22 protein-coding genes and 2 tRNA genes are annotated in these 24,236 nt (G+C 68.1%); 13 read left to right on the forward strand and 11 right to left on the reverse strand.

The annotated features are described in order from the left end of the window. Positions 1-29: 29 nt before the first annotated feature. From H7F51_RS13570 to tkt, 6 genes are all read right to left on the reverse strand, one after another. Positions 30-938 (reverse strand): fructose bisphosphate aldolase, encoded by a 909-nt coding sequence (locus H7F51_RS13570; RefSeq protein WP_185664849.1) that lies wholly within the window; start codon positions 936-938, stop codon positions 30-32. A 115-nt stretch (positions 939-1,053) separates the two neighbouring features. Beyond that, positions 1,054-1,494 (reverse strand): GtrA family protein, encoded by a 441-nt coding sequence (locus H7F51_RS13575; RefSeq protein WP_246448404.1) that lies wholly within the window; start codon positions 1,492-1,494, stop codon positions 1,054-1,056. A gap of 2 nt (positions 1,495-1,496) precedes the next feature. Beyond that, positions 1,497-2,696 (reverse strand): phosphoglycerate kinase, encoded by a 1,200-nt coding sequence (locus H7F51_RS13580; protein WP_185664851.1) that lies wholly within the window; start codon positions 2,694-2,696, stop codon positions 1,497-1,499. Then, positions 2,693-3,157 carry an MOSC domain-containing protein gene (locus tag H7F51_RS13585; RefSeq protein ID WP_185664852.1) on the reverse strand — a complete coding sequence of 155 codons (465 nt, stop codon included), beginning with the start codon at positions 3,155-3,157 and terminating at the stop codon, positions 2,693-2,695. The genes H7F51_RS13580 and H7F51_RS13585 overlap by 4 nt, the downstream gene beginning before the upstream one ends. A 4-nt stretch (positions 3,158-3,161) precedes the next feature. Beyond that, the gene (gene gap, locus H7F51_RS13590) at positions 3,162-4,169 is read right to left on the reverse strand and encodes a type I glyceraldehyde-3-phosphate dehydrogenase (RefSeq protein ID WP_185664853.1); all 1,008 of its coding nucleotides are present in this window, start codon (positions 4,167-4,169) and stop codon (positions 3,162-3,164) included. Between the two features lie 19 nt (positions 4,170-4,188). Next, a complete protein-coding gene (gene tkt / locus H7F51_RS13595) occupies positions 4,189-6,156 on the reverse strand; it encodes a transketolase (RefSeq protein ID WP_185664854.1) in 1,968 nt (655 codons plus the stop codon). Here tkt and H7F51_RS13600 point away from each other — a divergent pair. The 4 genes from H7F51_RS13600 to H7F51_RS13615 all read left to right on the forward strand — a co-directional run bounded on the left by H7F51_RS13600 (position 6,149) and on the right by H7F51_RS13615 (position 8,042). Further along, positions 6,149-6,505 (forward strand): hypothetical protein, encoded by a 357-nt coding sequence (locus H7F51_RS13600; protein ID WP_185664855.1) that lies wholly within the window; start codon positions 6,149-6,151, stop codon positions 6,503-6,505. The two genes, tkt and H7F51_RS13600, sit on opposite strands and share 8 nt — an antisense overlap. After that, the gene (locus H7F51_RS13605) at positions 6,502-6,840 is read left to right on the forward strand and encodes a cell division protein ZapA (protein ID WP_185664856.1); all 339 of its coding nucleotides are present in this window, start codon (positions 6,502-6,504) and stop codon (positions 6,838-6,840) included. Before H7F51_RS13600 ends, H7F51_RS13605 begins: the two co-directional genes overlap by 4 nt. A gap of 411 nt (positions 6,841-7,251) precedes the next feature. Beyond that, the gene (locus H7F51_RS13610) at positions 7,252-7,827 is read left to right on the forward strand and encodes a 5-formyltetrahydrofolate cyclo-ligase (RefSeq protein ID WP_185664857.1); all 576 of its coding nucleotides are present in this window, start codon (positions 7,252-7,254) and stop codon (positions 7,825-7,827) included. Further along, positions 7,827-8,042, forward strand: a complete 216-nt coding sequence (locus H7F51_RS13615) for a DUF2842 domain-containing protein (protein WP_185664858.1) — start codon at positions 7,827-7,829, stop codon at positions 8,040-8,042. Before H7F51_RS13610 ends, H7F51_RS13615 begins: the two co-directional genes overlap by 1 nt. 92 nt (positions 8,043-8,134) lie before the next feature. On the opposite strand, the gene H7F51_RS13620 is transcribed toward H7F51_RS13615, so the two are convergent. After that, positions 8,135-8,211 (reverse strand) — tRNA-Asp (locus H7F51_RS13620). A 178-nt stretch (positions 8,212-8,389) separates the two neighbouring features. Here H7F51_RS13620 and H7F51_RS13625 point away from each other — a divergent pair. Further along, a complete protein-coding gene (locus H7F51_RS13625) occupies positions 8,390-8,818 on the forward strand; it encodes a hypothetical protein (protein ID WP_246448407.1) in 429 nt (142 codons plus the stop codon). Here H7F51_RS13625 and thyA read toward each other — a convergent pair. Beyond that, on the reverse strand, positions 8,815-9,747 hold the full coding sequence (gene thyA, locus H7F51_RS13630; protein ID WP_185664859.1) for a thymidylate synthase: 933 nt from the start codon (positions 9,745-9,747) through the stop codon (positions 8,815-8,817). The two genes, H7F51_RS13625 and thyA, sit on opposite strands and share 4 nt — an antisense overlap. Before the next feature lie 211 nt (positions 9,748-9,958). Between thyA and H7F51_RS13635 the strand changes: the two genes are divergently transcribed. Continuing rightward, positions 9,959-10,035, forward strand: a tRNA-Pro gene (locus tag H7F51_RS13635). A gap of 70 nt (positions 10,036-10,105) precedes the next feature. Further along, on the forward strand, positions 10,106-11,638 hold the full coding sequence (locus H7F51_RS13640; RefSeq protein ID WP_185664860.1) for a GtrA family protein: 1,533 nt from the start codon (positions 10,106-10,108) through the stop codon (positions 11,636-11,638). Here the strand turns inward: H7F51_RS13640 and H7F51_RS13645 are convergent. Further along, positions 11,527-13,146: a GtrA family protein gene (locus H7F51_RS13645; RefSeq protein ID WP_185664861.1), complete on the reverse strand. Its 1,620-nt coding sequence runs from the start codon at positions 13,144-13,146 to the stop codon at positions 11,527-11,529. The two genes, H7F51_RS13640 and H7F51_RS13645, sit on opposite strands and share 112 nt — an antisense overlap. Positions 13,147-13,349: 203 nt before the next feature. Between H7F51_RS13645 and H7F51_RS13650 the strand changes: the two genes are divergently transcribed. Continuing rightward, positions 13,350-13,856 (forward strand): hemerythrin domain-containing protein, encoded by a 507-nt coding sequence (locus H7F51_RS13650; RefSeq protein ID WP_185664862.1) that lies wholly within the window; start codon positions 13,350-13,352, stop codon positions 13,854-13,856. A gap of 190 nt (positions 13,857-14,046) precedes the next feature. Here H7F51_RS13650 and recG read toward each other — a convergent pair whose 3' ends face one another. After that, the gene (gene recG, locus H7F51_RS13655; RefSeq protein ID WP_185664863.1) at positions 14,047-16,125 is read right to left on the reverse strand and encodes an ATP-dependent DNA helicase RecG; all 2,079 of its coding nucleotides are present in this window, start codon (positions 16,123-16,125) and stop codon (positions 14,047-14,049) included. 84 nt (positions 16,126-16,209) lie between these two features. Here recG and H7F51_RS13660 point away from each other — a divergent pair, with 84 nt between their 5' ends. From H7F51_RS13660 to H7F51_RS13675, 4 genes are read left to right on the forward strand one after another with little or no spacing between them, the layout of a single operon-like run. Continuing rightward, positions 16,210-16,485 carry an FAD assembly factor SdhE gene (locus H7F51_RS13660; protein WP_185664864.1) on the forward strand — a complete coding sequence of 92 codons (276 nt, stop codon included), beginning with the start codon at positions 16,210-16,212 and terminating at the stop codon, positions 16,483-16,485. A gap of 38 nt (positions 16,486-16,523) precedes the next feature. Further along, positions 16,524-20,012 (forward strand): transcription-repair coupling factor, encoded by a 3,489-nt coding sequence (mfd, locus tag H7F51_RS13665; protein ID WP_185664865.1) that lies wholly within the window; start codon positions 16,524-16,526, stop codon positions 20,010-20,012. Positions 20,013-20,055: 43 nt separating this feature from the next. Next, positions 20,056-21,207, forward strand: a complete 1,152-nt coding sequence (locus H7F51_RS13670) for a GNAT family N-acetyltransferase (protein WP_185664866.1) — start codon at positions 20,056-20,058, stop codon at positions 21,205-21,207. Further along, the gene (locus tag H7F51_RS13675) at positions 21,204-22,043 is read left to right on the forward strand and encodes a cupin domain-containing protein (RefSeq protein ID WP_185664867.1); all 840 of its coding nucleotides are present in this window, start codon (positions 21,204-21,206) and stop codon (positions 22,041-22,043) included. The genes H7F51_RS13670 and H7F51_RS13675 overlap by 4 nt, the downstream gene beginning before the upstream one ends. A gap of 162 nt (positions 22,044-22,205) precedes the next feature. Here H7F51_RS13675 and H7F51_RS13680 read toward each other — a convergent pair whose 3' ends face one another. Further along, positions 22,206-23,450 carry a polyhydroxyalkanoate depolymerase gene (locus H7F51_RS13680; protein WP_185664868.1) on the reverse strand — a complete coding sequence of 415 codons (1,245 nt, stop codon included), beginning with the start codon at positions 23,448-23,450 and terminating at the stop codon, positions 22,206-22,208. 128 nt (positions 23,451-23,578) lie between these two features. Between H7F51_RS13680 and H7F51_RS13685 the strand changes: the two genes are divergently transcribed. Then, the gene (locus H7F51_RS13685; RefSeq protein WP_185664869.1) at positions 23,579-24,232 is read left to right on the forward strand and encodes a glutathione S-transferase C-terminal domain-containing protein; all 654 of its coding nucleotides are present in this window, start codon (positions 23,579-23,581) and stop codon (positions 24,230-24,232) included. Positions 24,233-24,236 lie beyond the last annotated feature (4 nt).

Genomic DNA, 24,236 nt, shown 5'->3' on the forward strand with positions numbered 1-24,236 from the left:
CGTCCTCTCAACCGTTAACCGGTTGTATTTCAGGCGGTGACAGGCGCCGTCTTGATCGTGGAGCCGGCGTAGATCGCGTCGATCGCCTCGCCGAGAGCGGCATCGAATTCGGCGTCGCTCATCTGGAAGCGCAGATCATCGAGCAAGGCGCGGCTGAAGCTGGCGATGATCCCGGCGTTCTTCGCCAGTTCCACGCAGGCCTCGGGGCGCTTGTAGCCGCCCGACAGCGCGACGACGCGCAGCACCCTGGGGTGCGAGACGAGCGGATCGAAGGTGCCCGGCACGATCGGCAGCGAGAGCTTGAGCATGACCTGCGTCCCCTCGGGCAGGGCCTCAAGGTTCTTGAGGATCTCGTCACGCAGGATCGCGTCGCACTCGGCGCGGGTCTCGCTCTTGATGTTCACTTCGGGCTCGATCATCGGCATCATGCCGTGCGCGAGCACCTGCTTGCCGACCTCGAACTGCTGGGCGACGACCGCCGCGATCCCTTCGCGGTTGGCCGAGTTGATCACCGAGCGCTCCTTGGTGCCGTAGACGCCGAGCGCGCTGGCCTTGGTCAGCAGGGCATCGAGCTCGGGCATCGGCTTCATCAGCTGGACGCCGTTGACCTCGTCCTCCAGCCCCTTGTCGATCTTGATGAAGGGCACCACGCCCTTCTCGATCAGGGCCTGCGGAACCGGCTTGCCATCGACCGAACCGTCCATCGTCCGCTCGAACAGGATCGCGCCGATCACCTTGTCGCCGTTGAACACGGCCGAGCGGATGATCCGGCAGCGCATGTCATGGATCAGGCCGAACATGTCCTCTTCGGTGGTCCATGCCCCATCCTCGATGCCGTAACCCTTGAGCGCCTTGGGCGTGGAGCCGCCCGACTGGTCCAGCGCGGCGATGAAGCCGTTGCCTGCAGCCATCTTGGCGGTCATCTCGGAGATCTGCATCGTGTCGGTCCTGCCCTCTTTTCGCGGCGCCGCCGGCCCTGCCCGGCGCCTGTGCATACGTATGTGGACGGCTGCATAGCAGATAAATCCTGCGCTGCAACAAGCTGCGACATGATTACACCGAATCGCCGGCGGGAACAGGTGCGAAGACGAATTTGCGGTCGAGCCGGTACTTGACCACGTAACCGACCGCGAGGCCGAGAACGGCGCCAGCCTCGCGCCAGGCGTCCGTCCGCCCCGCCAGCCAGAACACCGTTTCGCTGCCCCAGAAGATCGCCGTGGTGAACAGGCCGAAGAAGGCATAGCGCCCGAATTTCGCGCCATGGGCCTTTGCGCCGCGCGCGCGGTCGAAGAAGATCCAGTGCTTGTCGAGGACGTACTTGGTGACGAGCCCGGCAATGGTCCCCACCCCGATCGCGGCGGCAAAGACCGGCGCGGCGTGGCCGCCGAGCAGGATCACGCGCTGGACACCGAGGTTCACCAGCGTCGCCAGCGCGGCGAAGGCGCAATAGCGCGTGACGAGCGCGGTAAGGCTGAGGCCGCCGCGCCCGCTCAAGCTCAGGCCTCCAGCGCCTTCACGCCGGGCAGTTCCTTGCCCTCCATCCATTCGAGGAAGGCGCCGCCGGCGGTGGAGATATAGGAGAAATCGGCCGAGACCCCGGCGTGGTTGAGCGCGGCGACCGTATCGCCGCCGCCCGCGACCGAGACCAGCGAGCCTTCAGCGGTGAGCGCGGCAGCGGTGCGGGCGAGCGCAACCGTGGCCTGATCGAAGGGCGCCATCTCGAAGGCCCCGAGCGGACCGTTCCAGACCAGCGTCTTGCAGGTCTTGAGCACGTCGCCGAGCGCTTCGACCGCCTGCGGGCCGACATCGAGGATCATCTCGTCGGCCGCGACTTCATGGACGTTGCAGGTGCGCACCGACGGCGGGTTGGCGGCGAATTCCTTCGACACCACGACGTCGTAGGGCAGGTGCACGGTGCAGCCCGAGGCATCGGCCTTGTCGAGGATCGCCTCGGCCGTGGCGGCGAGGTCGTGCTCGCACAGACTCTTGCCGACGTCGACCCCGCGGGCGGCGAGAAAGGTGTTCGCCATGCCGCCGCCGATGATCAGGTGATCGACCTGGGTGACGAGGTGGGTCAGCACGTCGAGCTTGGACGAGACCTTGGCCCCGCCGACCACGGCCGCGACCGGGCGCTCCGGCTTGCCCAGCGCCTTTTCCAGCGCTTCCAGTTCGGACTGCATCGAACGCCCGGCATAGGCGGGCAGGACGTGGGCCAGGCCTTCGGTGCTGGCATGGGCACGGTGCGCGGCGGAGAAGGCGTCGTTGACGTAGAAGTCCCCGTTTGCGGCGATGGCCTTGACCAGTTCGGGGTCGTTCTTTTCCTCACCCTTCCAGAAGCGGGTGTTTTCCAGCACGGCGATGTCGCCGGCGCGCAGGATGCCGATCGACTGGGCCACGACCGGCCCGGCAATCTCGGGCACGAACATCACTTCCTTGCCCAGGACCTGCTGCAGACAATCGACCACCATAGAAAGCGACTGGGTCGAGACCCGCTCGCCCTTGGGGCGGCCGAAGTGGGCGAGGAGCAGCACCTTGGCGCCCTTGCCGGCCAGTTCGAGGATGGTCGGCGCGGCGGCGCGCACGCGGGTATCGTCGGTCACGGCCCCGTCCTGCATCGGCAGGTTGAGATCGACGCGAACCAGCGCGACCTTGCCGGTCACATCGCCCAGATCGTCCAGCTTCTTGAAGGCGCTCATTGCTCGATCCTCACTTCGTCCCCGACGGCAATCGCGCCGTCCTGTATGACCCGGCCCAGCACCCCGCCCCGCCAGTCCGGCAGCAGCGCGGCCTTCAGGCCCGGCGCAATTTCCTCCATGCGGCTGCACGGATCGCATTCGCAGGTCGTCTCGATGCGCAGGTCCGCCCCGATGGCGATGATCCGCCCCGCTTCGCGCGGGAGCCGCAGGCCGGTGACAAGCAGGTTGGCCCGCCGTTCCTGCCACGGCACCACGACGCCCAGCTCGGCGAGCGCGGCTTCCCAGGACTCCGCCTCGATCAGCGAGACCTGCCGCCGCCCGGACTTGCCGGGCCGGATGGCTCCGCGAAAATCGCCGTGCAGGCCCTCTTCGCGGTTGACCTTGACCCGGTCGAGCACCTGCATGGGTCCGCGCGGCCGATCATGCCGCGCGATCCCAGCAAGGTGCCCGATCAGGTTCATGGCCTCAGAACAGCTTGCCCATCGCGCCGGCCGTGTCGACCATGCGGTTGGAGAAGCCCCACTCGTTGTCGTACCAGCTGAGCACGCGCACCAGCTTGCCTTCGAGCACGGTCGTTTCCAGCGCGTCGATGGTCGACGAGTGCGAATCGTGGTTGAAGTCGATCGAGACCAGCGGCTCCTCGGTATAGCCGAGCACGCCCTTGAGCGGGCCTTCGGCTGCCGCCTTGAGCAGGGCGTTGACTTCCTCGGCCGTGGTGTCGCGCTGCGGCACGAAGGTCAGGTCGACCACCGAGACGTTGGGCGTGGGCACGCGGATCGACGAACCATCGAGCTTGCCCTTCAGTTCGGGCAGGACCTCGCCCACGGCCACGGCGGCGCCGGTGCTGGTGGGGATCATGTTCATCGCGGCGGCGCGGGCGCGGCGCGGATCGGAGTGGATCTGGTCGAGGATCTTCTGGTCGTTGGTGTAGGAGTGGATCGTGGTCATCAGGCCGCGCTCGATCCCGATCGCTTCGTGCAGGACCTTGGCGAAGGGCGCCAGGCAGTTGGTGGTGCACGAGGCGTTCGATACGATCTTGTGATCGGCGGTCAGCTTGTCGTTGTTCACGCCGAAGACGACCGTGAGATCGACGTTCTTGGCCGGGGCCGAGATCAGGACGCGCTTGGCGCCGGCATCGATGTGCTTCTGGCCGCCATCGCGGTTGGTGAAGAAGCCGGTGCATTCCAGGGCGATGTCGACGCCGTTGGCGGCGTGCGGCAGGTTGGCCGGATCACGCTCGGCGGTGACCTGGATGCGCTTGCCGTCGATGATCAGGTCGTTGCCGTCAACTTCCACGGTGCCCGGATAGGCGCCGTGCACGCTGTCGCGCTTGAACAGCAGGGCGTTCGCCTTGGCGTCGGCCAGATCGTTGATCGAGACGAGTTCAAGGCCGCAATCCGGCCGTTCGAGAATGGCGCGGGCCACATTACGCCCGATACGCCCGAAACCGTTGATCGCAACCTTCGTCGCCATGTTCTCACTCCTGCCTTTTTTAGTTCAGGCGCTCCAGCACCTGGGGAACGATCTTCTCTACCGAGAAGCCGAAATGATCGAACAGCACTTCGGCCGGGGCCGATGCGCCGAAGCGGTCGAGACCGATGGTGAGGCCGTCGCCGACGTACTTCTGCCAGCCCAGCGTCACGCCCGCCTCGATCGAAACCTTGAGCACGCCCGCCGGCAGCACGTCTGCGCGGTAAGCCGCATCCTGCGCGTCGAACAGTTCCCAGCTCGGCATCGAGACGACGTCGGCGCCCACGCCCTGCCCTTCGAGGGCCTTGGCGACGCTCACCGCCAGTTCGACTTCCGAGCCGGTGGCGAGCAGCACGACCTTGCGCGCGGCCTCGGCCGCCATGAGGCGATAGGCGCCCTTGGCGCTCTTCATTTCGGTGTCCGAACGCAGCGGCGCGAGGTTCTGGCGGGTGAGGATCAGCGCCGAGGGGCGGTCCTTGGACTGGAGGGCCAGTTCCCAGGCTTCCGCCGTTTCGATTGCGTCGGCCGGGCGGAACACGTTGAGCCCCGGGATCATGCGCAGGCTCATCACCTGCTCGACCGGCTGGTGAGTCGGCCCATCTTCGCCGAGGCCGATCGAATCGTGGGTCAGCACGTAGATCGCGCGGGTCCGCTGCAGCGCCGACATGCGGATCGCGTTGCGGGCATAGTCGGAGAAGATCAGGAAGGTGCCGCCGTAGGGAATGACCCCGCCGTGCAGCGCCATGCCGTTCATCGCGGCCGACATGCCGAATTCGCGGATGCCATAATAGACATAACGCCCGGCATAGTCCGCCGCCGTCAGGGGCCCGGTCGACTTGGTCTTGGTATTGTTCGAGCCGGTAAGGTCGGCCGAACCGCCGATCATCTCGGGCACGGCCGCGGTCAGCGCTTCGAGCACCATTTCGCTCGACTTGCGGGTGGCGACCTTCGGCTTGCTCTCGGCAATGCCGGCGGCATAGGCGGCAAAGCCGGTGTCTTCCGGCAGTTCACCGGCCATGCGGCGGGCAAGTTCAGCGCCCTTATCCGAAGCGGCGGCGCGGGCTTCCCACGTGGCGCGGGCCTCTGCGCCCTTGGCGCCGAGCGAGCGCCAGTCAGCCAGGATTTCGGCGGGGACTTCGAACGGAGCGGCGGTCCAGCCGAGGTATTCGCGGGCGGCGGCAATCTCGTCGGCGCCGAGCGGCGAGCCGTGGACGTTGTGCCCGCCCTGCTTGTTGGGCGCACCCTTGCCGATCACCGTGCGGCAGGCGACCAGCGACGGGCGCGGATCGGCCTGAGCCTCTGCCAGCGCGCGGGCGATGTCGGCGAAATCATGACCGTCGCAGCTGACCGTGTGCCAGCCGCTGGCGGCGTAGCGGCCGAGGATGTCCTCGCTGGTCGACAGCGAGGTATCGCCGTCGATCGTGATCTTGTTGTCGTCCCACAGCACATTGAGGCGGCCGAGCTTCAGCGTACCGGCCAGGCCCACGGCCTCGTGGTTGATGCCTTCCATCAGGCAGCCGTCGCCGGCGATCACCCAAGTGGCGTGATCGACGAGGTCGTTGCCGAAAGTGGCGTTGAGGTGCCGTTCGGCCAGCGCCATGCCGACGGCCATGGCGAAACCCTGCCCCAGCGGGCCGGTGGTGCATTCCACGCCGTCGATCAGGAAGTTTTCCGGGTGGCCGGCGCAGACCGAATCGATCTGGCGGAACTTGCGGATGTCTTCGATCGTCGGCGAATCGTAGCCGGTCAGCCACAGCAGCGAGTAGATCAGCATCGAGCCGTGGCCGGCCGAGAGCACGAAACGGTCACGGTCCGACCACCTGGGCGCGGCAGGATCGAACTTCAGGAACTGGCTGAACAGCACGGTCGCCACGTCGGCCATGCCCATCGGCATTCCGGGGTGGCCGCTGTTCGCCGCCTGGACCGCGTCCATCGAAAGGGCGCGAATGGCGTTGGCCATGGGCCCCAGGCGGGCCGGGTCGATGCTCATGCTTGATTCCTCCGGAGGCGCCAACGCGCTCGCGATTCGTATTGGGGGCCCTTTCGCGGACGTGCTGCGGCGCGTCAAGCATCGCGCCTGCTATCCATACGGTTGCAAGCGGCCTGATCGCCCCGCGGTTGACGGCGGCGCGATTTACGCTAGCCCATCGCGGATGAGCGGCGAACGAACCCAGCAGGCGCTGGCCCGCATAGAAGCGGCCCTCGCGCGCATCGAACAAGCCGGCAGCGCGGCCGAGGCGGCGTCGGTGGAAGCCGCTCGCCGCCACGAAGTCCTGCGCAGCGCCGTGAGCGAGACCCTGCGCGACCTCGACATCCTGATTGGGGAGCAGGGCCGATGAGCAATGTCAGCCTGCACATCGGTGGGCGCGGCTTCACCGTCGCCTGCGCCGAGGGCGAGGAAGCCCACATTGCCGAGCTCGGCCGGATGATCGACGCCAAGCTCCACGCCATGGGCGGCGCTGCCGGGCAGAGCGAGACCCGCGTCCTGCTCTTCGCCGCCCTGCTCCTGGCCGACGAGCTTCACGAGGCGAAGAACGGCCCCGGTGCGCCCCCTCCGCCCCCGCCGCCGCCCGAGCCGAAGGAAGACCTCGCCCTCGCCGAAGCGCTGGAAGAAATCGCCCGGCGGCTGGAAAATTGTGCGTCACACCTTGAGCAGTTGGCCACGGACGCCTAAATTGGTTCGCGACGGGGTCTGCCCGGTACGAGCCGTTTGAATATCCCTGAGGCTATAAGCAATCCATGGGGGCTGTCCCTGTCCGGACCCTGGTCCGGAATAAACGGTTCCCACCTGACGTTAAGGCGTCAGAGGATTTCCCGGCAACGGCCCACGGTGGTCCCGTCACTTTTCTTGTTTGGTACGGAAAGCCCATCGGGGCTTTCCTTTGCGGCACCGGCGAGTCTTTTGTCAGGTGCGCCCCCGACATCCGTCGAGGGCTTGCGGCACCGGCCCGCTCCCCCGGCCCAACCACCCAGATTTTACCGTAGGCGGTCGGGCCGGGGGAGCGGGCCGGTGCCGGGCTACTTCAGATCAAGTCCGCTCGGCCTGAGCTTGTCGAACACTGCGCTCCGGCCTAGGCCCCTCGGGATGGACGAGAAACACAAGCTCCGCGCCCGCATGAGGGCAGAGCGGCAGGCTCATGTCGCGGCCCTGCCCGTCGCCACGCGCGCGCTAATCCTGCTGCGCCCGCCCGCGCCGCTCGTCGCTCGCATCCCCGAAGGGGCGGTGGTCGGCCTTTATCATGCCAATGCCAACGAGGCGCCGACCGCCGGCTATGCCCGCTGGTTCTACGAGAACGGCCGCCGCATCGCCCTGCCGTGGTTTGCCGGGCGCGAGGCGCCGATGCAGTTTCGCGAATGGACCGATCCGTTCGAGGGCTCCGACCTCGAAGCCGGCCCGTGGGGCGCGATGCAGCCTGCGGAAGACGCCGCTGAACTGGTGCCCGACGTCGCCTTCGTCCCCCTGCTCGGCTTCACCGCCGACGGCCACCGGCTGGGTCAGGGCGGCGGGCATTACGACCGCTGGCTGGCCGCCAACCCGGCCGCCGTGCCGATCGGTCTCGCCTGGGACGTGCAGCGCCTCGAATCGCTCCCGCTCGAAGATCACGACCGGCCGCTCGCCGCCGTCGTCACCCCGACCCGAATCTATGAGGACCTTGCCTGATGCGCCGCGAACCCACCTGGCGAATCCCGGTTGGCGTGATCGGACTGGTCGCGGGCCTGGCGCTCTATGGCTATGCCCTCGCGTGGCTGCTGCCGCCGCTGATCGGCACCTGGCCTGCCCTGCTCCAGGCCCCGATCTATATCGTGCTTGGCGTGATCTGGCTGCTGCCGCTCAGGCGCTTCCTGATCTGGATGGAAACCGGCCGCTGGGGCTGAGCGCACCGCTCGGCCGCCCAGACCCGGAAACGAAAAAAGGCGCCGTTTCCGGCGCCTTTTTCTACACCTCTCTGGGAGAGAAATCCCCCGAGTGGCGCGAGTGACGGGGCTCGAACCCGCGACCTCCGGCGTGACAGGCCGGCACTCTAACCAACTGAGCTACACCCGCGTTCCCCTCGGGGAGCCGCGCCACTAGGCCAGCGCGCCGGGGCTGTCAACACTCGAAAAAAGCATTTCTGCAACAGCGGCAATTTCATGGTTAACCACGCCATTAACCAAACCTTGGGATCTTCCCGCGATACCTGCCCGCGTCCCGCAAGGACGCAAGAGGCAGGGGGATTCACGACATGAAGACAGCGCTCGTCATCGCCGCCATGGCACTGACCGCATCGACCCCGCCAGTCCTTGCCGCGCCGCGCGTAGCGCTCGCCAGTGACGTCTTCGTTGAACGCCAGGCTGATTCGGGCCGGGTGCTCCAGCCCGCATCGCGGCTTCGCCCGGGTGACCGGGTGGTGACCATCGTGACCTGGAAGCGGGCCGCGCCCGGCGGTGGCCAGTTCACCGTGACCAATCCCCTGCCCCGCGCGCTTCAGTTCGAAGAGAGCGCGGACGACAGCCAGGACGTCTCGGTCGACGGAGGCCGCACCTGGGGCAAGATCGGCAGCCTGCGGGTCGGCGGGCGCCTTGCCGTGCCCGAGGACGTTACTCACGTGCGCTGGCGCGTGGCCACCCCCGCGCCGGAGGGCCGCATCGCCTACAGCGCGATCGTCCGCTAAACGGCGACGGGTGCCGCGATGTGCGCCGCCGGGGCATAGCCGGTCACGGCAAAGTCCTCGATCCGGTAGTCGAAGATCGATTCGGGCCTGCGTCCGATCTCCAGCCGGGGCGAACCCTCTGGCAGCCGCGCCAGCTGCTGTTCGACCAGTTCGGCGTGGTTGAGATAGAGATGCACGTCGCCCCCCATCCATACCAGCTCACCGGGCTCGAGGTCGCACTGCTGGGCCAGCATCCGGATGAACAGGGCTCCGCCCCACAGGTTGAACGGCAGGCCCAGCGCGACGTCGCAGCTGCGCTGGTAGACGAGGCCCGAGAGCCGGCCATCGGCGACATGGAACTGGTAGGTCTTGTGGCAGGGCGGCAGGGCCATGGCATCAAGCTCGGCCACGTTCCACCCTTCGACGATGTGGCGGCGGCTGCCGGGATTGGTCCGCAGCGAGCGGACCAACTCTGCCACCTGGTTGACCCCGCGCTCACGCTTGCGGAACAGCGCGCCCGCACCGTCGCTTCCCGCCGAATCATAGACCGGCCAGTCAGTCCATTGCTTGCCGTAGACCGGGCCGAGATCGCCCCATTGCCCGGCAAAGGCGGCATCGGCCACGATCCGCGCCGAAAAATCTGCGCGCGAAATATCCTCGCCGGTCTCGCGGCGGTAGCGATCGAGGGGCCAGTCGGTCCAGATTTCCACCCCCTGCGCGCAGAGCGGGCGGATATTGGTCTCGCCGGTGAGGAACCAGAGGAATTCGCGCGTGGCGGTCTTCCAGTAGACCCGCTTGGTGGTGAGCAGCGGCACCTGCCCGCCGGACAGGTCGAAGCGCAGCTCGGCCCCGAAGACCGAGCGCGTACCGATTCCGGTGCGATCGGTCCGCTCGTCGCCGCTGGTCCAGATTCGCCGCATCAGGTCGAGATATTGCTGCTCGTAATGCATGGCCTGACCCTACCGCCGCCCGGCCCGATTCCACAACCGCGCGTTCCGTTTGCTGTGGACAGCCAAAACGGTAGCCGTTTGCCGTGGACGGCAGCGAAAGCCGCCATTTGCCGCCCACGGCAAAGAAAGTGGATTGAGCGCTTGCCACCTGCCGGAACGCTGACTATAGGCGCGCTCCTGCCTTGCCCCACCGAACGGTCGGGGCTCCGGTCGGGGAGTAGCTCAGCCTGGTAGAGCACTGTCTTCGGGAGGCAGGGGCCGGAGGTTCGAATCCTCTCTCCCCGACCACACTTCTTTCATTTCAGCTTCAGAAACGCCCCTCGGGGGGCCCGGCGCGCGCCGTGCAGGGGAGCAGGCAGTGATCGCACTTTCCCGATCTTTCGGCTCCCGCCGCCTCGACAATGCCCTGCTGCTCATCCTGCCTCTGGCGGCGATGTTGCCGCTGCTGCTCTCGGGCGTCCTCGCCCTGAACGATCTGGGCGCCCATGTCGGGCGCTTCGCCGTCCAGCTCGATGGCGGGGCGAGCCCGGAACTGCGGCAATGGTATTCGTTCCGGTGGGCGCTGATCCCCAACCTCGGCATTGATCTGCTGGTGGCCGGCCTTGGCCCGGTCGTCGGCCTGGAGCGGGCCGTATGGCTGTCGGTCATGGCCATTCCGGCCCTGCACACGGCGGGAGTCCTGCTGCTCTCGCGCGCCGTCCATGGCCGCATCGTGCCCGGCGCGATCCTTGCGGTGCCGCTGGGCTATTCGCAGGTCCTCCACTTCGGTTTCGTGAACTACGCCCTGTCGGCGGCGCTCGCCTTGCTGGCCCTGGCGCTGTGGATCACGCTGGGCGACCGGGGCATGGTCCGGTCGAGGTGGCTGCTGTTCGTACCGATCGGGCAGGTGCTGTGGATCTGCCACTTGTCCGGCTGGGCCGCCTTCTGCGTGATGGCGGCCGCGGAGGCGCTGGTGCGCGAGCGCGACAGCGGGAGCGATCCCGGCCGGGCACTGGTCCACGCGGGGATCGCGGTGCTGCCGCTGGCTGGCGGCCCCCTGCTGGGCATGCTGCTTGGCCCGCACAACGTTGCCAGTGCGGGCGAACTGGCAACGCTTTCGTCCAAGGCGCTATGGCTGAAACTGGTCCTGTGGGACCGCTGGCCGTGGTGGGACATGGCCTCGGCCGCTCTCATGACCGTGTTCATCGTCTGGTCGTGGGTCTCCCCGTCGTTCCATCGCCATCGCGGCCTCGCCTTCGCAGGCATCCTGCTGAGCGCGGCCTATCTGATGCTGCCTTTCGGAATTCGCGGGTCGTTCTATGCGGACATGCGGCTGCTGCCGCTCACGCTGTCGATCCTGCTGGTCGCGGCGCGGCCGGCCGAACGGTTGGCGGCGCGGACAGCCGCCGCGATCATGCTGGCCGCACTGGCCTTTGCCGGCGCCCGCATTGCCGGCAATGCCGCCAGCCATCACCTCTGGGCGGAGAAGATCAACCGCTCGCTGAGTCTGCTGGATGCGGTGCCGCGCGGTTCGCAGATGGTGAACCTCTACGTCATGCCCTGCGGCGCCGAAGACATCACCAACGGAGAGCGGCGCGCGCATATCGGTGGCTATGCGCTGGCGCGCCGCCATGCCTTCGACAATGGCCAGTTCATCCTGCCGGGCGGGCAATTGCTATCCGTGCACAATCCGGCGGCGGGCGAATTCGCGCGCAGCGACATCCTCGGCACCAGCCTCGGCGCATGTCCGAAGATGGTGCGACTGGCCGACATGGCCGGCCGCATTCCGCCGGCGATGACTTACCTGTGGGTCAACGGAATTGCCCCGGACACGCGGCTGCCCGGCTGGCAGGCGATCGCCGCGTCCGGCGATTCGGTGATGTTCCGCAGGGTTCCGCAGGCTCGGGAATAGAGCACCGAATCGCCTGAACTGGCCGCCACCTTCCACCCGGGAAGGCGCGTTTCGGCACCGATCCCGACCACCCAGAGATGATCGACTGCCGGGGGAATGCGGGCGGACACGTCGGTCAGCAGCGGCGGGGCGCCGCAGTTGCCGGCGGCAAGGACCGTGCCCGCCTCGTTTTCGAACGCGCCGGCCGCCGGGTTGTGAACCCGCAGCAACTGCCCGCCTGGCTGGATGAACTGGGCATTGTCGAAGGCATGCCGGCGCGCCAGCGCATAGCCGCCGATGTGGGCCCGGCGTTCCGCGTTGGGCCGGTCGGCCGTGGCGCAGGTCAGGGCGTGGAGCGTCACCAGCCGGGCGTTGCGGGGGATCTGGCCGACCACCTCGAGGCTGCGGGCCAGATGGTCGCCCTCCAGCTTGAGGCTGATCGCATTGCCTGCCAGCCGTGCCCCGGCAAAGGCCAGCGCGCCGAGCATGAGCGCGCGCGCCAGCCCGTCCGGGGCCGATGGCGCGGGCCGGGCCGCGAGCAGCCAGATCGTCAGCATCACCGGCACCAGCCGCATGTCGACATAGTACGATCCGGCGCCGCCGAAGGGCAGGACGACGAACAGGGCGGTCAGCGCCGCGCCGCCGAGCGCAAGTCCGCGGTCCGCCTCGAACCAGCGCGAGATGCCGAACCAGGCGGCAAGACCGATCAGCGCCGTGGCCGAGAGGCGGTCCCAGATCGCCCAGCGGTCCCACACCACGGTCTGCAGCCAGGCCAGCTTGCGGGCAACGCCGCTGAACTCGACCGCCCCCGCCCCGCCCGCCGCGCCGGAAAGCAGCCCGAGCACCGGCCCCAGCGCGAGCGGCAGCAGGGCCAGCGCCGTGCCCAGCGCCGCACCGGTCATGTCCCGCCGACTGCGCAGCGCGGCATAGGTCTGAGCCGCCGCCAACACGCAGAACACCGCCCATCCGGCAAGGTGGCAGACCCACAGCACCAGCCCGATCGGCACGAACAGCGCGGCGCGCAGCCCGTCCCGCCGCGCCGCGCCAAGCCTGATCCAGAGGGCCAGCGCCAGAAGGCCCAGCGCCACGGCCAGCGCATAGTTGATGAAGCCCATCTGCAGGACGAAGCCGTAGGCCAGCGGCACGGCCAGCAGCGCGGAGGGGGTGATCCGCCCATGGACCGCGCGCGAGACCAGCAGCACGCCGAGCGCCTGCAGCGCCGGGATCGCGACGACGATCAGCCGGAGCGCCGGCTCCAGCCCGAACAGCGGGGCGAGCAGCTCGGCCAGGAGGTCGGTCCCGAGGTTGGGCAGCAGGGCCCAGTGGAAGGTGAACCACTGCGCGAGGCGCGGGTCCGCGCCGCGATCGAGCTGCACCGCGAGGCGCCCGAGGTGAGCGCCGATATCGGTCAGCGGGGGGACCGGGGGCAGGAGCAGCGGCAGCGCGGCGCAGAGCGGCACCAGCACCAGCAGCCAGCGTTCCATCACGGCATTGGGTTTGATCGCGTCATCCGGTAAGTGCCTGTTCACGAACGCATCTGCCCCGTCCTGTCCTTCTGCCCCGGTGTATGTCGGCAATGGCGGGCAGGCAATCGGCCAAAGCGCCGCGCCGATGGTCCGTTCGCTTCGCTTCGTCGCACTTGCAGCCCCGTTCCGGCGCGCGGGCGGAACCAGCCGGGCGGCCGGGCCTTGTTTTTCCGAAAACGCGCCATGCCGGCGCCGGAGGAATGCCGATGCCCGCCGCCACCTACACCGATGCCATCGCCCTGCTCAAAGCGGACCATGACGAGATCGAGGCCCTGTTCGAGCGGTTCGACAAGGCCCGCGCCGGATCGCGCCGCAAGCTGGCCGAGCAGATCTGCACCACGCTCAAGATCCACACGATGATCGAGGAAGATATCTTCTATCCGGCGCTCAAGGGCCGGATTCCCGAGGACGACTACGCCGAGATGATGGTCGAGCACGACAGCGCCAAGATCCTGCTCAACGACATCGAGGCCTCCTCGCCCGAGGACGACGACTACTACGCCGCCAAGGTCAAGGTCATGGGCGAGGAATGCGAGCACCACTTCAAGGAAGAAGAGGAATATGTCGACGGGGTCTTCGCCATGGCGCGCAAGGCCGGGCTCGATCTGGTCGCCATGCGCGATGCCATGCTGGTGCGAAAGGACGAACTGGCGGCCGAGGCCAGGGACGGCGGCCTGCCGCCCGCCGAGCTGGAAGCGATTCACTCCGGCTGAGCCCTTGGCAAGGCGGCAGGGTGACACGAGTGTCACCCTTGTCCTCAAGGCCGGCCGTTGGTTTTCAGCGACTTGGCGCAAAGTGCACGGGTGACACTTCTCCAACCCTTTTCACGCCGGTCACGATTTCAAAGAACGGCCGCAGTGTCGCAGGAACAAGGAATGTAGGAAAGCGGAGCGGTCTTGCGCCCTATCCGCCGCGCAGCAGTTGCACGCCGTAATCGCGCTCGAACAGGTAGAGGAGGAGCCGCGCCGCCTCGCCGCGCTCGCCGGTGAGGCCGCCGTCGCGTTCCATCAGCAGGCGCGCATCGTCGTGCGCGAGCGGGAGCAGTTCGGAAATCTGTTCGAGGCTGGCGACGCGGAACGGGGTGTCGCCCGACTGGCGGGTCCCGAGCAGTTCGCCGCCGCCGCGCAGGCGCAGGTCTTCCTCGGCGAGGCGAAAGCCGTCCTGCGTCTCGCGCATCAGGGCGAGGCGTTCGCGGCCCACTTCGGACAGGGCGCCGCCGCGCAGCAGCAGACAGGTCGACTTGCCAGAGCCGCGCCCGACCCGGCCGCGCAACTGGTGCAGCTGGGCAAGGCCGAAGCGCTCGGCCTGCTCGATCACCATCAGGGTGGCATTGGGCACGTCGACGCCGACCTCGATCACCGTGGTGGCGACCAGCAGCTTGGCCTGGCCCGAGGCGAAGCGCTCCATCGCCGCGTCCTTGACCTCGGGGCGGAGTTGGCCGTGGACCAGCACCACGTCGCCGCCGAACTGCTGCTGCATCTCGGCAAAGCGGGCCTCTGCGGCGGCGATGTCCTCGCTCTCGCTCTCGCGCACCATCGGGCAGACCCAGTAGGCCTGCTCGCCGCCCGCGACATGGCGCCCGAGCGCCTCGACCACGTCTCCGATCCGTTCGGCCGCGACCACGCGGGTGTCGATCGGCTGGCGGCCGGGGGGCATCTCGTCGAGCCGGGAGACATCCATCTCGCCATATTGGGCGAGGGTCAGGGTGCGCGGGATCGGGGTGGCGGTCATCGCAAGGCAGTGCGGCGTGCGCCGCCCAGCCGAGGAATTCTGGCCCTTCTGGCTCAGCATCAGGCGCTGGCCGACCCCGAAGCGGTGCTGCTCGTCGATCACCACCAAGGCGAGGTTGCGGTAGGACACCGCCTCCTGAAAGATCGCGTGAGTGCCGACGCAGATGTGGATCGAGCCATCGAGCAGGCCGATCAGGATCGATTCGCGCGCCCGGCCCTTGTCGCGCCCGGTGAGGAGGGCGATGTTGACCCCCGTGCCCGCCGCCATCCGGGTGAGCGTGGCGTGGTGCTGGCGGGCGAGGATTTCGGTCGGGGCGAGTAATGCGGCCTGGGTTCCGGCCTCGACCGCGATCAGCATGGATTCGAGCGCGACCACGGTTTTGCCCGAGCCGACATCGCCCTGCAGCAGGCGGAGCATCGGCGCCCCCTGCGCCATGTCGCCCTCGATCTCCGCGATCGAACGCTTTTGCGCCCCGGTCAGGCCGAAGGGCAGCGAGAGCTTGGCGCGCAGCGAGCCATCGCCCTTGAGCGGGGTTCCCGCCCGCGCGCGGTTAGCGTTCCGCACCAGCATCAGGGCGAGCGAGGAGGCCAGCAGCTCGTCATAGGCGAGGCGGTCGCGCGCGGCCTTGTGTGCGCCCTTGTGGGCAAGGCCGAGGGCATCCTTCCATGCCGGCCAGCCCATCTTGGCGAAAAGGCCGGGCTCGATCCATTCCGGCAGGTCCGGCAACAGGCCGAGCGCCTGATGGACCAGCGCGGCGATGCGCCCCTGCACCAGCCCTTCGGACAGGGGATAGACCGGCTCGACCAGGGTGCCGAGCGCAGCGCCGCCTTGTTCCGCCACGTGATCGGGGTGGACGATCTGCAGGGTCTGGCCGAACTGGTCGAGCCTTCCGGCGATCCAGCGCGTTTCGCCCAGCGGCAGCTGTTTCTTCGCCAGATGGGAGGCGCGGCCGAAATAGGTGAGCGCGCAGACGTTGCCCGCCCCGTCCTCGGCCAGAACCCGGAACGGGGCGCGGGCCGAGCCGCTGGCGCGGTATTCACGCGGGGTGAGCGCAACGACGACCTGTTCGCCCACGCTCGCCTCGTCGAGACTGGTGACGGCGCGCCGCTCCACGAAACGGTCGGGCAGATGGTAGGCGAAGTCCTTGACCCGTTCGAGCCCGAGCCGGCCGAGCGGGCGCGTCAGGCCCGGCCCCACGCCCTTGAGGCTCTCGGCCTCGGCAAACAGACAGTTGAGCAGTTCGGGGCGCATCGGCCCCGGTCATAGCCGCTCGAGCCGATTCGGCCAGCCGCGCGCGGTTGATATCCCCGCGCGCATGGCCTAGCGCGCGCAGACATGGACACTCCTGCTGAAACCGCGCGCCTCAAGCGCCTGCAATTCCGCGCCTGGCATCGCGGCACGCGCGAGGCGGACTACATGATCGGCTGCTATTTCGACCGATTCCACGGCGAATGGGGCGAGGCCGAGCTGGTCTGGTTCGAGACGCTGATCGAGGAGGAGGACGTCGACATCCTCGGCTGGGCGCTCGGCACGCTTTCGGTGCCCGAGGAATATGCCGGGCCGCTGATGGAGCGGATGCAGAAGCTCGACTACGTGGACATTCCGCGGTGAGCGGGAACGCGGCCTGATCGGGCCCAGTTGGATCAGACATGCCCGACCTCTCCCGCATCCTTTCCGCTTCCGCGCCGCTGACGCTGGCATCCGTTGCGCGCGGGAGCCAGCCGCTGGTGCTGGCCGATCTGGCGCGCGCGGCGCAGGCCGGAAGCAAAGGCGCCCGGGCCGTGTTCGTCGCTCCGGACGAGGCGGCGATGCGCAGCGTGAGCGAGGCGGCGGCCTTTTTCGCGCCTGATCTGGATGTGATCGAGTTCCCGGCGTGGGACTGCCTGCCCTACGACCGGGCAAGCCCGGCTCTCTCGGTCAGCGCGCGGCGGCTGGCGGCGCTGCACCGGTTGCAGGCCAAGGCAGAGCGCCCGCAGCTGCTGGTCACCACGATCAACGCCCTGCTCCAGCGGGTCCTGACCCCGTTCCGCATCCGCGAATCGGTGCGGCTGATCGAGACCGGGATGGAGATCGGGCGCGAGAGCCTGATCGGCCTGCTCCAGCGGCAGGGCTATTCGCGCACCGACACGGTGATCGACGCGGGCGAATATGCCGTGCGCGGATCGCTGTTCGACATTCACCCCTCGGGCCTCGATCAGGGCCTGCGGCTTGATTTCTTCGGCGACGAGCTGGAAACGCTGCGCCTGTTCGATCCCAATACCCAGCGCTCGATCGGCACGGTCGAACGCCACCTGCTGCTTCCCGCGAGCGAGGCCCTGCTCGACGACGACACGGTCAAGCGCTTCCGCAGCCGCTATCGCGAGACGTTCGGGGCCAATGCCACGTCGGACCCGCTGTACCAGGCGGTGAGTGACGGGCGGCGGCTGGCGGGGATGGAGCACTGGCTGCCGCTGTTCGAGGACCGGCTGGTCACCCTGTTCGATCATCTCGCCAAGGACGACGTGATCCTGATCGACAGCGCGGCGATGAGTTCGGCCGACGAGCGGCTGACCGACATTGCCGACTATCACGCCTCGCGCACCGAGACGGCGGGCAAGGCGGCGGGGTCCTATCGCCCGCTTGATCCGGCCGCGCTCTATCTCGGCAAGGACGAGCTGGACGGGCAGCTCAAGGGCTGGCCGGTCCACCGCACCGACATTTTCGCCCAGCCCGATACCGCCAGCGTGATCGACTTCGGCTTCGCCTCTTCGCGCGATTTCGCGCCGGAGCGGGCGCGCGGCGACAATGTCTACGAGGCGGCGGCCACTTACCTGACCGGGCAGGCCCGGCAGGGACGCAAGGCGATCATCGCCGCCTATACCACCGGCAGCCGGGCGCGCCTTGCCGCGATCCTGGGCGAAGCGGTGCGCCCGGCCCCGGTGATCGCCGATTCGTGGCAGGAAGCGCTGGGGCTGGCGGCCAAGGGTTCGCCGGTGGCGCTGGTCCTGCCGCTGGAAACGGGCTTTTCCGGCGAAGGGCTGGAGGTCGTCACCGAGCAGGACATACTCGGCGACCGGCTGGTGCGCCGCAAGAAGCGCAAGAAGAGCGCCGATGCCTTCCTGGCCGAACTGGCGGGGCTGACGCCGGGCGACCTCGTGGTCCACATGGACCACGGCATCGGCCGCTATGACGGCCTGCAATCAGTCCCGGTGGGCGACAGCCCGCACGACTGTGTGATGCTGGTCTATGCCGGGGGCGACAAGCTCTACATACCGGTCGAGAACATCGACGTCCTTTCGCGCTACGGTTCGGACAGCGAGCTGGTCGCGCTCGACAGGCTGGGCGGCGAGGCGTGGCAGAAGCGGCGGGCCCGGCTCAAGGAACGCATCCGCGAGATTGCGCACGAGCTGCTCAAGGTCGCGGCCGAGCGCGCGCTCAAGCAGGCCCCGGCCCTGCTGCCCGACGAGCATTCCTATGCCCCCTTCGTCGACCGTTTCCCGTGGGACGAGACCGAGGATCAGGAGCGCGCGATCGAGGACGTGCTGGAGGACATGGGCGCGGGCAAGCCGATGGACCGGCTGGTCTGCGGCGATGTCGGCTTCGGCAAGACCGAGGTGGCCCTGCGCGCGGCTTTCGTTGCGGCCATGGCCGGGCAGCAAGTGGTCGTCGTGGCGCCGACCACGCTGCTGGCGCGCCAGCACTACAGCAATTTCAAGGAACGCTTCGCGGGGTTCCCGCTGGAAGTGGGGCGGCTTTCGCGCCTCGTGCCCGACAAGGAAGCGAAGACAACCCGCGAAGGACTGGCGGCGGGGACGACCGATGTCGTGGTCGGCACGCATGCGATCCTCTCCAAGACCGTGCAGTTCAAGCGGCTGGGCCTCGTCATCGTCGACGAGGAGCAGCGCTTTGGCGTGGGGCACAAGGAGCGGCTCAAGCAGCTGCGCGCCGACGTTCACGTGCTGACGCTGACCGCCACCCCGATCCCGCGCACCCTGCAGATGGCCATGAGCGGCCTGCGCGAGCTTTCCACCATCCAGACCCCGCCGGTCGACCGCCTCGCCGTGCGCACCTATGTGATGGAATGGGACGACATGGTGATGCGCGAGGCGCTGCTGCGCGAGCATCACCGCGGCGGGCAGAGCTTCATCGTGGTGCCGCGCATCTCGGACATGGAAGAGGTCGAGAAGTGGCTGCGCACGACCGTGCCCGAGGTGCGCTTCGTTACCGCGCACGGCCAGATGGCGCCGACCGAGGTGGAAGAGCGGATGAGCGCCTTCTACGAGAAGAAGTACGAGGTGCTGCTTTCGACCACGATCGTCGAGAGCGGGCTCGACATTCCGAGCGCCAATACGATCATCATTCACCGGGCCGACCGTTTCGGCCTTGCCCAGCTATACCAGCTGCGCGGGCGGGTGGGCCGGGCCAAGCTGCGCGCCTATGCCTATCTGACCACGGCGCCGGACAAGCAGCTTTCCGAAGTGGCCGAAAAGCGCCTCAAGGTGCTGGGCGATCTCGACAGCCTGGGCGCGGGGTTCCAGCTCGCCAGCCACGACCTCGACATTCGCGGCGCGGGCAACCTGCTCGGCGACGAGCAATCGGGCCATATCCGCGAGGTGGGTTTCGAACTTTACCAGTCGATGCTGGAGGACGCGATCCTTGCCGCCAAGGCGGGCGAGATGGGGCTGGCGCGCGAGCGCTCCTCGCTCAGCCCGCAGATCACGGTGGATGCGCCGATCATGATCCCGGAAGACTATGTGCCGGATCTGGCCGTGCGCATGGCGCTCTATCGCCGGCTCAACGATGCCGAGGACCAGCAGGAAATCGAATCGCTCTCGGCCGAGATGATCGACCGGTTCGGCCCCCTGCCCCAGCCGACCGCCAACCTGATCCGCCTGATCGAGATCAAGCGCCAGGCCATCAATGCCAATATCGCCAAGATCGACGTGGGCGCGAAGGGCACGCTGGTGACCTTCCACGAGGACCGCTTCCCCGATCCGATGGGCTTGATCAATTACGTCCAGCGGCTGGAAGGCGCAGTGAAGCTGAGGCCCGACAACAAGCTGGTGGTCAACCGCGCCTGGGGCGATCCCAAGGCGCGGCTCCACGGCCTGTTCCAGCTGACCAAGGGCCTTTCAGCCATTGCCCGCAAGGCGAAATAGCCGCGTTAACAGGTCCTTGGTGCCCGCCTGTTAGGGCTGGGCCATGGCCAGGCTCCTCCACCTCGAATCCGGGGAAGTGCCCGCGCGCGGGGCGCCGCGCGCTGCCTTGCGCCGTGTCGGCCGGGCCGAACTGGCGAGCGGCGAAGCGATTGCCCGGTGGGACGCGCTGGCGGCGCGGGCGAGCGAGCCCAACCCGTTCTTCGAGGCCTGGTATCTCCTGCCCTCGCTCGCCGCGCTCGATCCGGGGGACGAGGCCGAGATCTGGGTATTGGAGGACGACGCGGAAGGCTGGCTCGGCCTGATCCCACTGGCGCGCTCGGCCCGCTATTACCGCTACCCCTTCCCCAATGTGGCGAACTGGCTCCACGCCAACGCCTTCCTCGGCGCGCCGCTGGTGGCCAAGGGCCATGAGACGGCGTTCTGGCAAGAGCTGCTCGGCGCGCTCGACCACGCGGGCGGCGCGGCGCTGTTCCTGCACCTTGCCGGATTGCCGCTGGATGGCCCCTTGGCCGCCGCCCTGCGCGGCGTGGCCGGGAGTGAGCACCGCGCGCTTGGCGTGGTGCACCGCGAGGAGCGGGCCATGCTGGAGGCGGGCGCTTCGGCCGAAGCTTACCTTGAAGCCGCGCTGTCGGGAAAGAAGCGAAAGGAATTGCGCCGCCAGCATGCCCGCCTGTCGGAACAGGGCGAACTCTTGTTCCAGCGCAGCAACGATGCGGCCGGGCTGGACGGCTGGACCGCGCAGTTCCTCGCGCTGGAAGCGTCCGGGTGGAAGGGCGAGGCCGGCTCGGCCCTCGCCTCCTCCCAGCGGACCGCCGGGCTTTTTCGCCAGGCCCTTGCCGGGGCCGCGGCGCGGGGGCGGCTGGAGCGGCTGACCCTTTCGCTCGATGGCCGGCCGATCGCCATGCTGGCCAGCTTCATCACGCCGCCCGGCGCCTTTTCCTACAAGACCGCCTTCGCCGAGGAGTTCGCCCGTTTTTCGCCCGGCGTCCTGCTCCAGCGCGAGAACCTTGCCCTGCTCGAACGGCCGGGCATCGAATGGTGCGATTCCTGCGCCGCCGCCGATCACCCGATGATCGACCACCTGTGGCGCGAGCGCCGCGCGATCGGGCGAATCTCGCTCGCCATCGGCAGCCCGCTGCGCCGCGCGCTGTTTTCCCTGATCCTGCGCGCCGAAAGAGCAAGAGCCCGGCCATGACCGTATTTTCGCCCGAAACCCGCGCCCGCTTCGCCGCGCATTACCCCGAAGTTCCGCACAAGCTAACGCACGCGCTGGGCAGCCATGCCCTGCTGGAAATCGGCGCGCTGGCGGCGCTGGCCGAGCGGCTCCCCGCCGCCTCGATCGAATACAACAAGGCCGACCTGCCGATCGGCGTCGACGGCAAGCCCGAGGCCAGCGGCCTGCCCATCGGCGAGACGATCCGCCGGATCGAGCAGACGGGATCCTGGGCCGTGCTCAAGAACGTGGAGCAGGTGAGCGAATATGCCGAACTGCTGCGCGCCCTGCTGGCCGAGATCCGCCCCGAGATCGAGGCGCGGACCGGAGCCATGCAGAAGCTGCAGGCCTTCATCTTCATCACTTCGCCGAACGGCGTGACGCCCTATCACTTCGACCCCGAGCACAACATCCTGCTCCAGGTGCGCGGCTCCAAGGTGATGACCCAGTTTCCCGCCGGAGACCCGCGCTTCGCCCCGGACGAGGTGCACGAGACCTACCACACCGGCGGCGGGCGCGAATTGAAGTGGCGCGAGGACCTGCTGGATGGCGGCAGCGAATTCCCGCTCGGCCCCGGCGAGGCACTGTTCGTGCCGGTGATGGCCCCGCATTTCGTGCGCAACGGGCCCGAGCCATCGGTCTCGCTGTCGATCACCTGGCGCTCGGACTGGTCCTTCGCCGAGGCCGACGCGCGGGCCTTCAACGGCCTGCTGCGGCGGATCGGGCTCACGCCGGCCAGGACCGGGCGCTGGCCCGCGCGCAACCGCGCCAAGGCGCTGGCATGGCGGGTCTATGCCAAGGCAAAGGGACTGCGTTAGGCGGCAGGCGTCATTCGGCCCGAGACCCTGTCGTCATTGCGAGCGGAGCGAAACAATCCAGGGCGGTTACGCCCGGAGGCCCTGGATTGCTTCGTCGGCTGCGCCTCCTCGCAATGACGAGGATGGGCGACCGACTAGGGTGGGCAATGATGGGGAAAAGCGTCAGCCCATCGCGATGACGAGGTTGCGCACCTGCGGATAGATGTCGCGTTCCCACTTGGAGCCGGAAAAGACGCCATAATGGCCCACCCCCGGCTGGAGGTGATGACGCTTGAGGTGCGGGCGCAGGCTGGTGCAGAGCAGATGCGCCGCCGCCGTCTGCCCGACCGCGCAGATATCGTCGCGCTCCCCCTCCACGGTCAGCAGGGCGGTGCGCTGGATCGCGCCGCAATCGATCTTGCGGCCGCGGTGGGTCATTTCCCCGGTGGCCAGCTCGGCGCGCTGGAACACCTTGTCGATCGTCTCGAGATAGAACTCCTCGGTCAGGTCGAGCACGGCGAAATATTCCGCGTAGAAATCGCGGATCTTGTCGGCCGCCTGATCCTCGCCATCGGCAATCGCCTGGTAGAGCTTGCGGAACTGCTCGAAATGGCGGCCCATGTTCATCGCCATGAAAGCGGTGAGTTGGAGAAAGCCGGGATAGACCCGCCGCCCGCTGCCGCCCCAGGGCCAGGGCACCTGGGTGATCAGGTTGCCCTTGAACCAGCCAAGCGACTGCTTGTTGGCCAGCTGGTTGACCACGGTCGGGGCCACCCGGGCATCGACCGGGCCGCCCATCAGGGTCATCGTTCGCGGCTGGCACGGGTCCTTGTCCATCGCCATGACCGCCACGGCGGCCAGCGTGGGCACGCAGGGCTGGCAAACAGCCAGCACGTGGCTGCGCGGCCCCAGTTCGCGCAGGAAGGCAATCACGTAGTCGACATAGTCTTCCAGCCCGAACGGGCCGGCGCTGGGGGGAACGTCGCGCGCGTTCTGCCAGTCGGTGATGTAGACGTCATGGTCGCGCAGCAGGGTCGCCACCGTACCCCGCAGGAGCGTGGCATAGTGGCCGGACAGCGGGGCCACGACCAGCATCCTGGGCTGGGGCGCGGTGAGGATTTCCGAGTCGCCATCGTCCGGTTCGTCCTTGGCGAAGCGCAGCAGGTTGCCGAACGGCAGCTCGGCGACCACTTCCTCGCGCACCGGGACCATGCGGTTGCCCGAGAGCACTTCGGTAATCCCGTAGGCCGGGCGATCATGTGTGATCCGGGCGCTGAGGACCGACTGGTTGAGGGCGCGAATGCGGCGGCCCGTCGCGCTTTGGCCCCATTGCGGCCCCAGCGCATCGTTAAGCTCCAGCGCCGCCGAGGCCGCCTGCCGCGCGGGCGCCATCAGGTCGTCCATTGCCTGGTAGGCGCGGTAGAGCATGATCGGTTCATTCCCCTTTCGCCGCGCCGTGAACCCGATTGGGCTTGGCAGGACACCGGTTCCGTGATTTCATGCTGCAACGCATCATGAGCCGTGGCAAGCTCAATCGCGCCATTCAAGGAATTCATGTGGCAACCGCTCAATTGACCATCTCCAGCAAGACCTATTCGGCCTGGTCGCTGCGCGGCTGGCTGATGTGCCGCCTTGCCGGTCTGGAAATCCGGGAATTGCCCGCCCCCAACAATGCCAGCACGCGGGCCGAGCTGCTCCTGCTCTCGCCCTCGGTGCTGGTCCCGCGCCTGACCCACGGCGAGGTGAGCGTGTGGGACACCCTCGCCATCGCCGAATATCTCAACGAGACATTTCCCGAGGCCCATATGCTCCCGACCGACAAGGCCGCCCGCGCCCTGTGCCGCGCGATCTCGGGCGAGATTCATTCGGGCTTTTCCAACCTGCGCTCGGCCCTGCCGATGAACCTCAAGGTCCGGCACAAGACCTTTCCGGTCTTCCCCGGCGCCCGGCCCGATATCGAGCGGATCGAGGCGATCTGGGAAGACTGCCTGGCGCGGTATGGCGGCCCCTTCCTGTTCGGCGCCGAGCCGACCATCGCCGATGCGATGTATGCCCCGGTCACCCGCCGCTTCATCACTTATGCCGTGGGCCTGCGCCCGGCCTGCCAGGCCTATTGCGACACGATCGACCAGTGGCCGCCGATGCAGGAATGGCTGGCGGCGGCGCGGGAAGAGCCCGAGGAACTGGAAGAGCTCGAAGTCGAGTTCTGACGGG

The sequence above is a fragment of the Novosphingobium flavum genome (assembly GCF_014230315.1).
Classification (GTDB): Bacteria; Pseudomonadota; Alphaproteobacteria; order Sphingomonadales; family Sphingomonadaceae; genus Novosphingobium; species Novosphingobium flavum.

What these genes read in the sequence shown, in the direction of transcription:
- gap (WP_185664853.1), bottom strand. Translation starts at nt 4,169, where the DNA reads ATGGCGACGAAGGTTGCGATCAACGGTTTCGGGCGTATCGGGCGTAAT.
- H7F51_RS13605 (WP_185664856.1), top strand. Translation starts at nt 6,502, where the DNA reads ATGAGCAATGTCAGCCTGCACATCGGTGGGCGCGGCTTCACCGTCGCC.
- H7F51_RS13675 (WP_185664867.1), top strand. Translation starts at nt 21,204, where the DNA reads ATGACCGTATTTTCGCCCGAAACCCGCGCCCGCTTCGCCGCGCATTAC.
- thyA (WP_185664859.1), bottom strand. Translation starts at nt 9,747, where the DNA reads ATGCATTACGAGCAGCAATATCTCGACCTGATGCGGCGAATCTGGACC.
- H7F51_RS13570 (WP_185664849.1), bottom strand. Translation starts at nt 938, where the DNA reads ATGCAGATCTCCGAGATGACCGCCAAGATGGCTGCAGGCAACGGCTTC.
- H7F51_RS13625 (WP_246448407.1), top strand. Translation starts at nt 8,390, where the DNA reads ATGAAGACAGCGCTCGTCATCGCCGCCATGGCACTGACCGCATCGACC.
- mfd (WP_185664865.1), top strand. Translation starts at nt 16,524, where the DNA reads ATGCCCGACCTCTCCCGCATCCTTTCCGCTTCCGCGCCGCTGACGCTG.
- H7F51_RS13660 (WP_185664864.1), top strand. Translation starts at nt 16,210, where the DNA reads ATGGACACTCCTGCTGAAACCGCGCGCCTCAAGCGCCTGCAATTCCGC.
- H7F51_RS13585 (WP_185664852.1), bottom strand. Translation starts at nt 3,157, where the DNA reads ATGAACCTGATCGGGCACCTTGCTGGGATCGCGCGGCATGATCGGCCG.
- H7F51_RS13680 (WP_185664868.1), bottom strand. Translation starts at nt 23,450, where the DNA reads ATGCTCTACCGCGCCTACCAGGCAATGGACGACCTGATGGCGCCCGCG.
- H7F51_RS13670 (WP_185664866.1), top strand. Translation starts at nt 20,056, where the DNA reads ATGGCCAGGCTCCTCCACCTCGAATCCGGGGAAGTGCCCGCGCGCGGG.
- tkt (WP_185664854.1), bottom strand. Translation starts at nt 6,156, where the DNA reads ATGAGCATCGACCCGGCCCGCCTGGGGCCCATGGCCAACGCCATTCGC.
- recG (WP_185664863.1), bottom strand. Translation starts at nt 16,125, where the DNA reads ATGCGCCCCGAACTGCTCAACTGTCTGTTTGCCGAGGCCGAGAGCCTC.
- H7F51_RS13580 (WP_185664851.1), bottom strand. Translation starts at nt 2,696, where the DNA reads ATGAGCGCCTTCAAGAAGCTGGACGATCTGGGCGATGTGACCGGCAAG.
- H7F51_RS13610 (WP_185664857.1), top strand. Translation starts at nt 7,252, where the DNA reads ATGGACGAGAAACACAAGCTCCGCGCCCGCATGAGGGCAGAGCGGCAG.
- H7F51_RS13615 (WP_185664858.1), top strand. Translation starts at nt 7,827, where the DNA reads ATGCGCCGCGAACCCACCTGGCGAATCCCGGTTGGCGTGATCGGACTG.
- H7F51_RS13600 (WP_185664855.1), top strand. Translation starts at nt 6,149, where the DNA reads ATGCTCATGCTTGATTCCTCCGGAGGCGCCAACGCGCTCGCGATTCGT.
- H7F51_RS13650 (WP_185664862.1), top strand. Translation starts at nt 13,350, where the DNA reads ATGCCCGCCGCCACCTACACCGATGCCATCGCCCTGCTCAAAGCGGAC.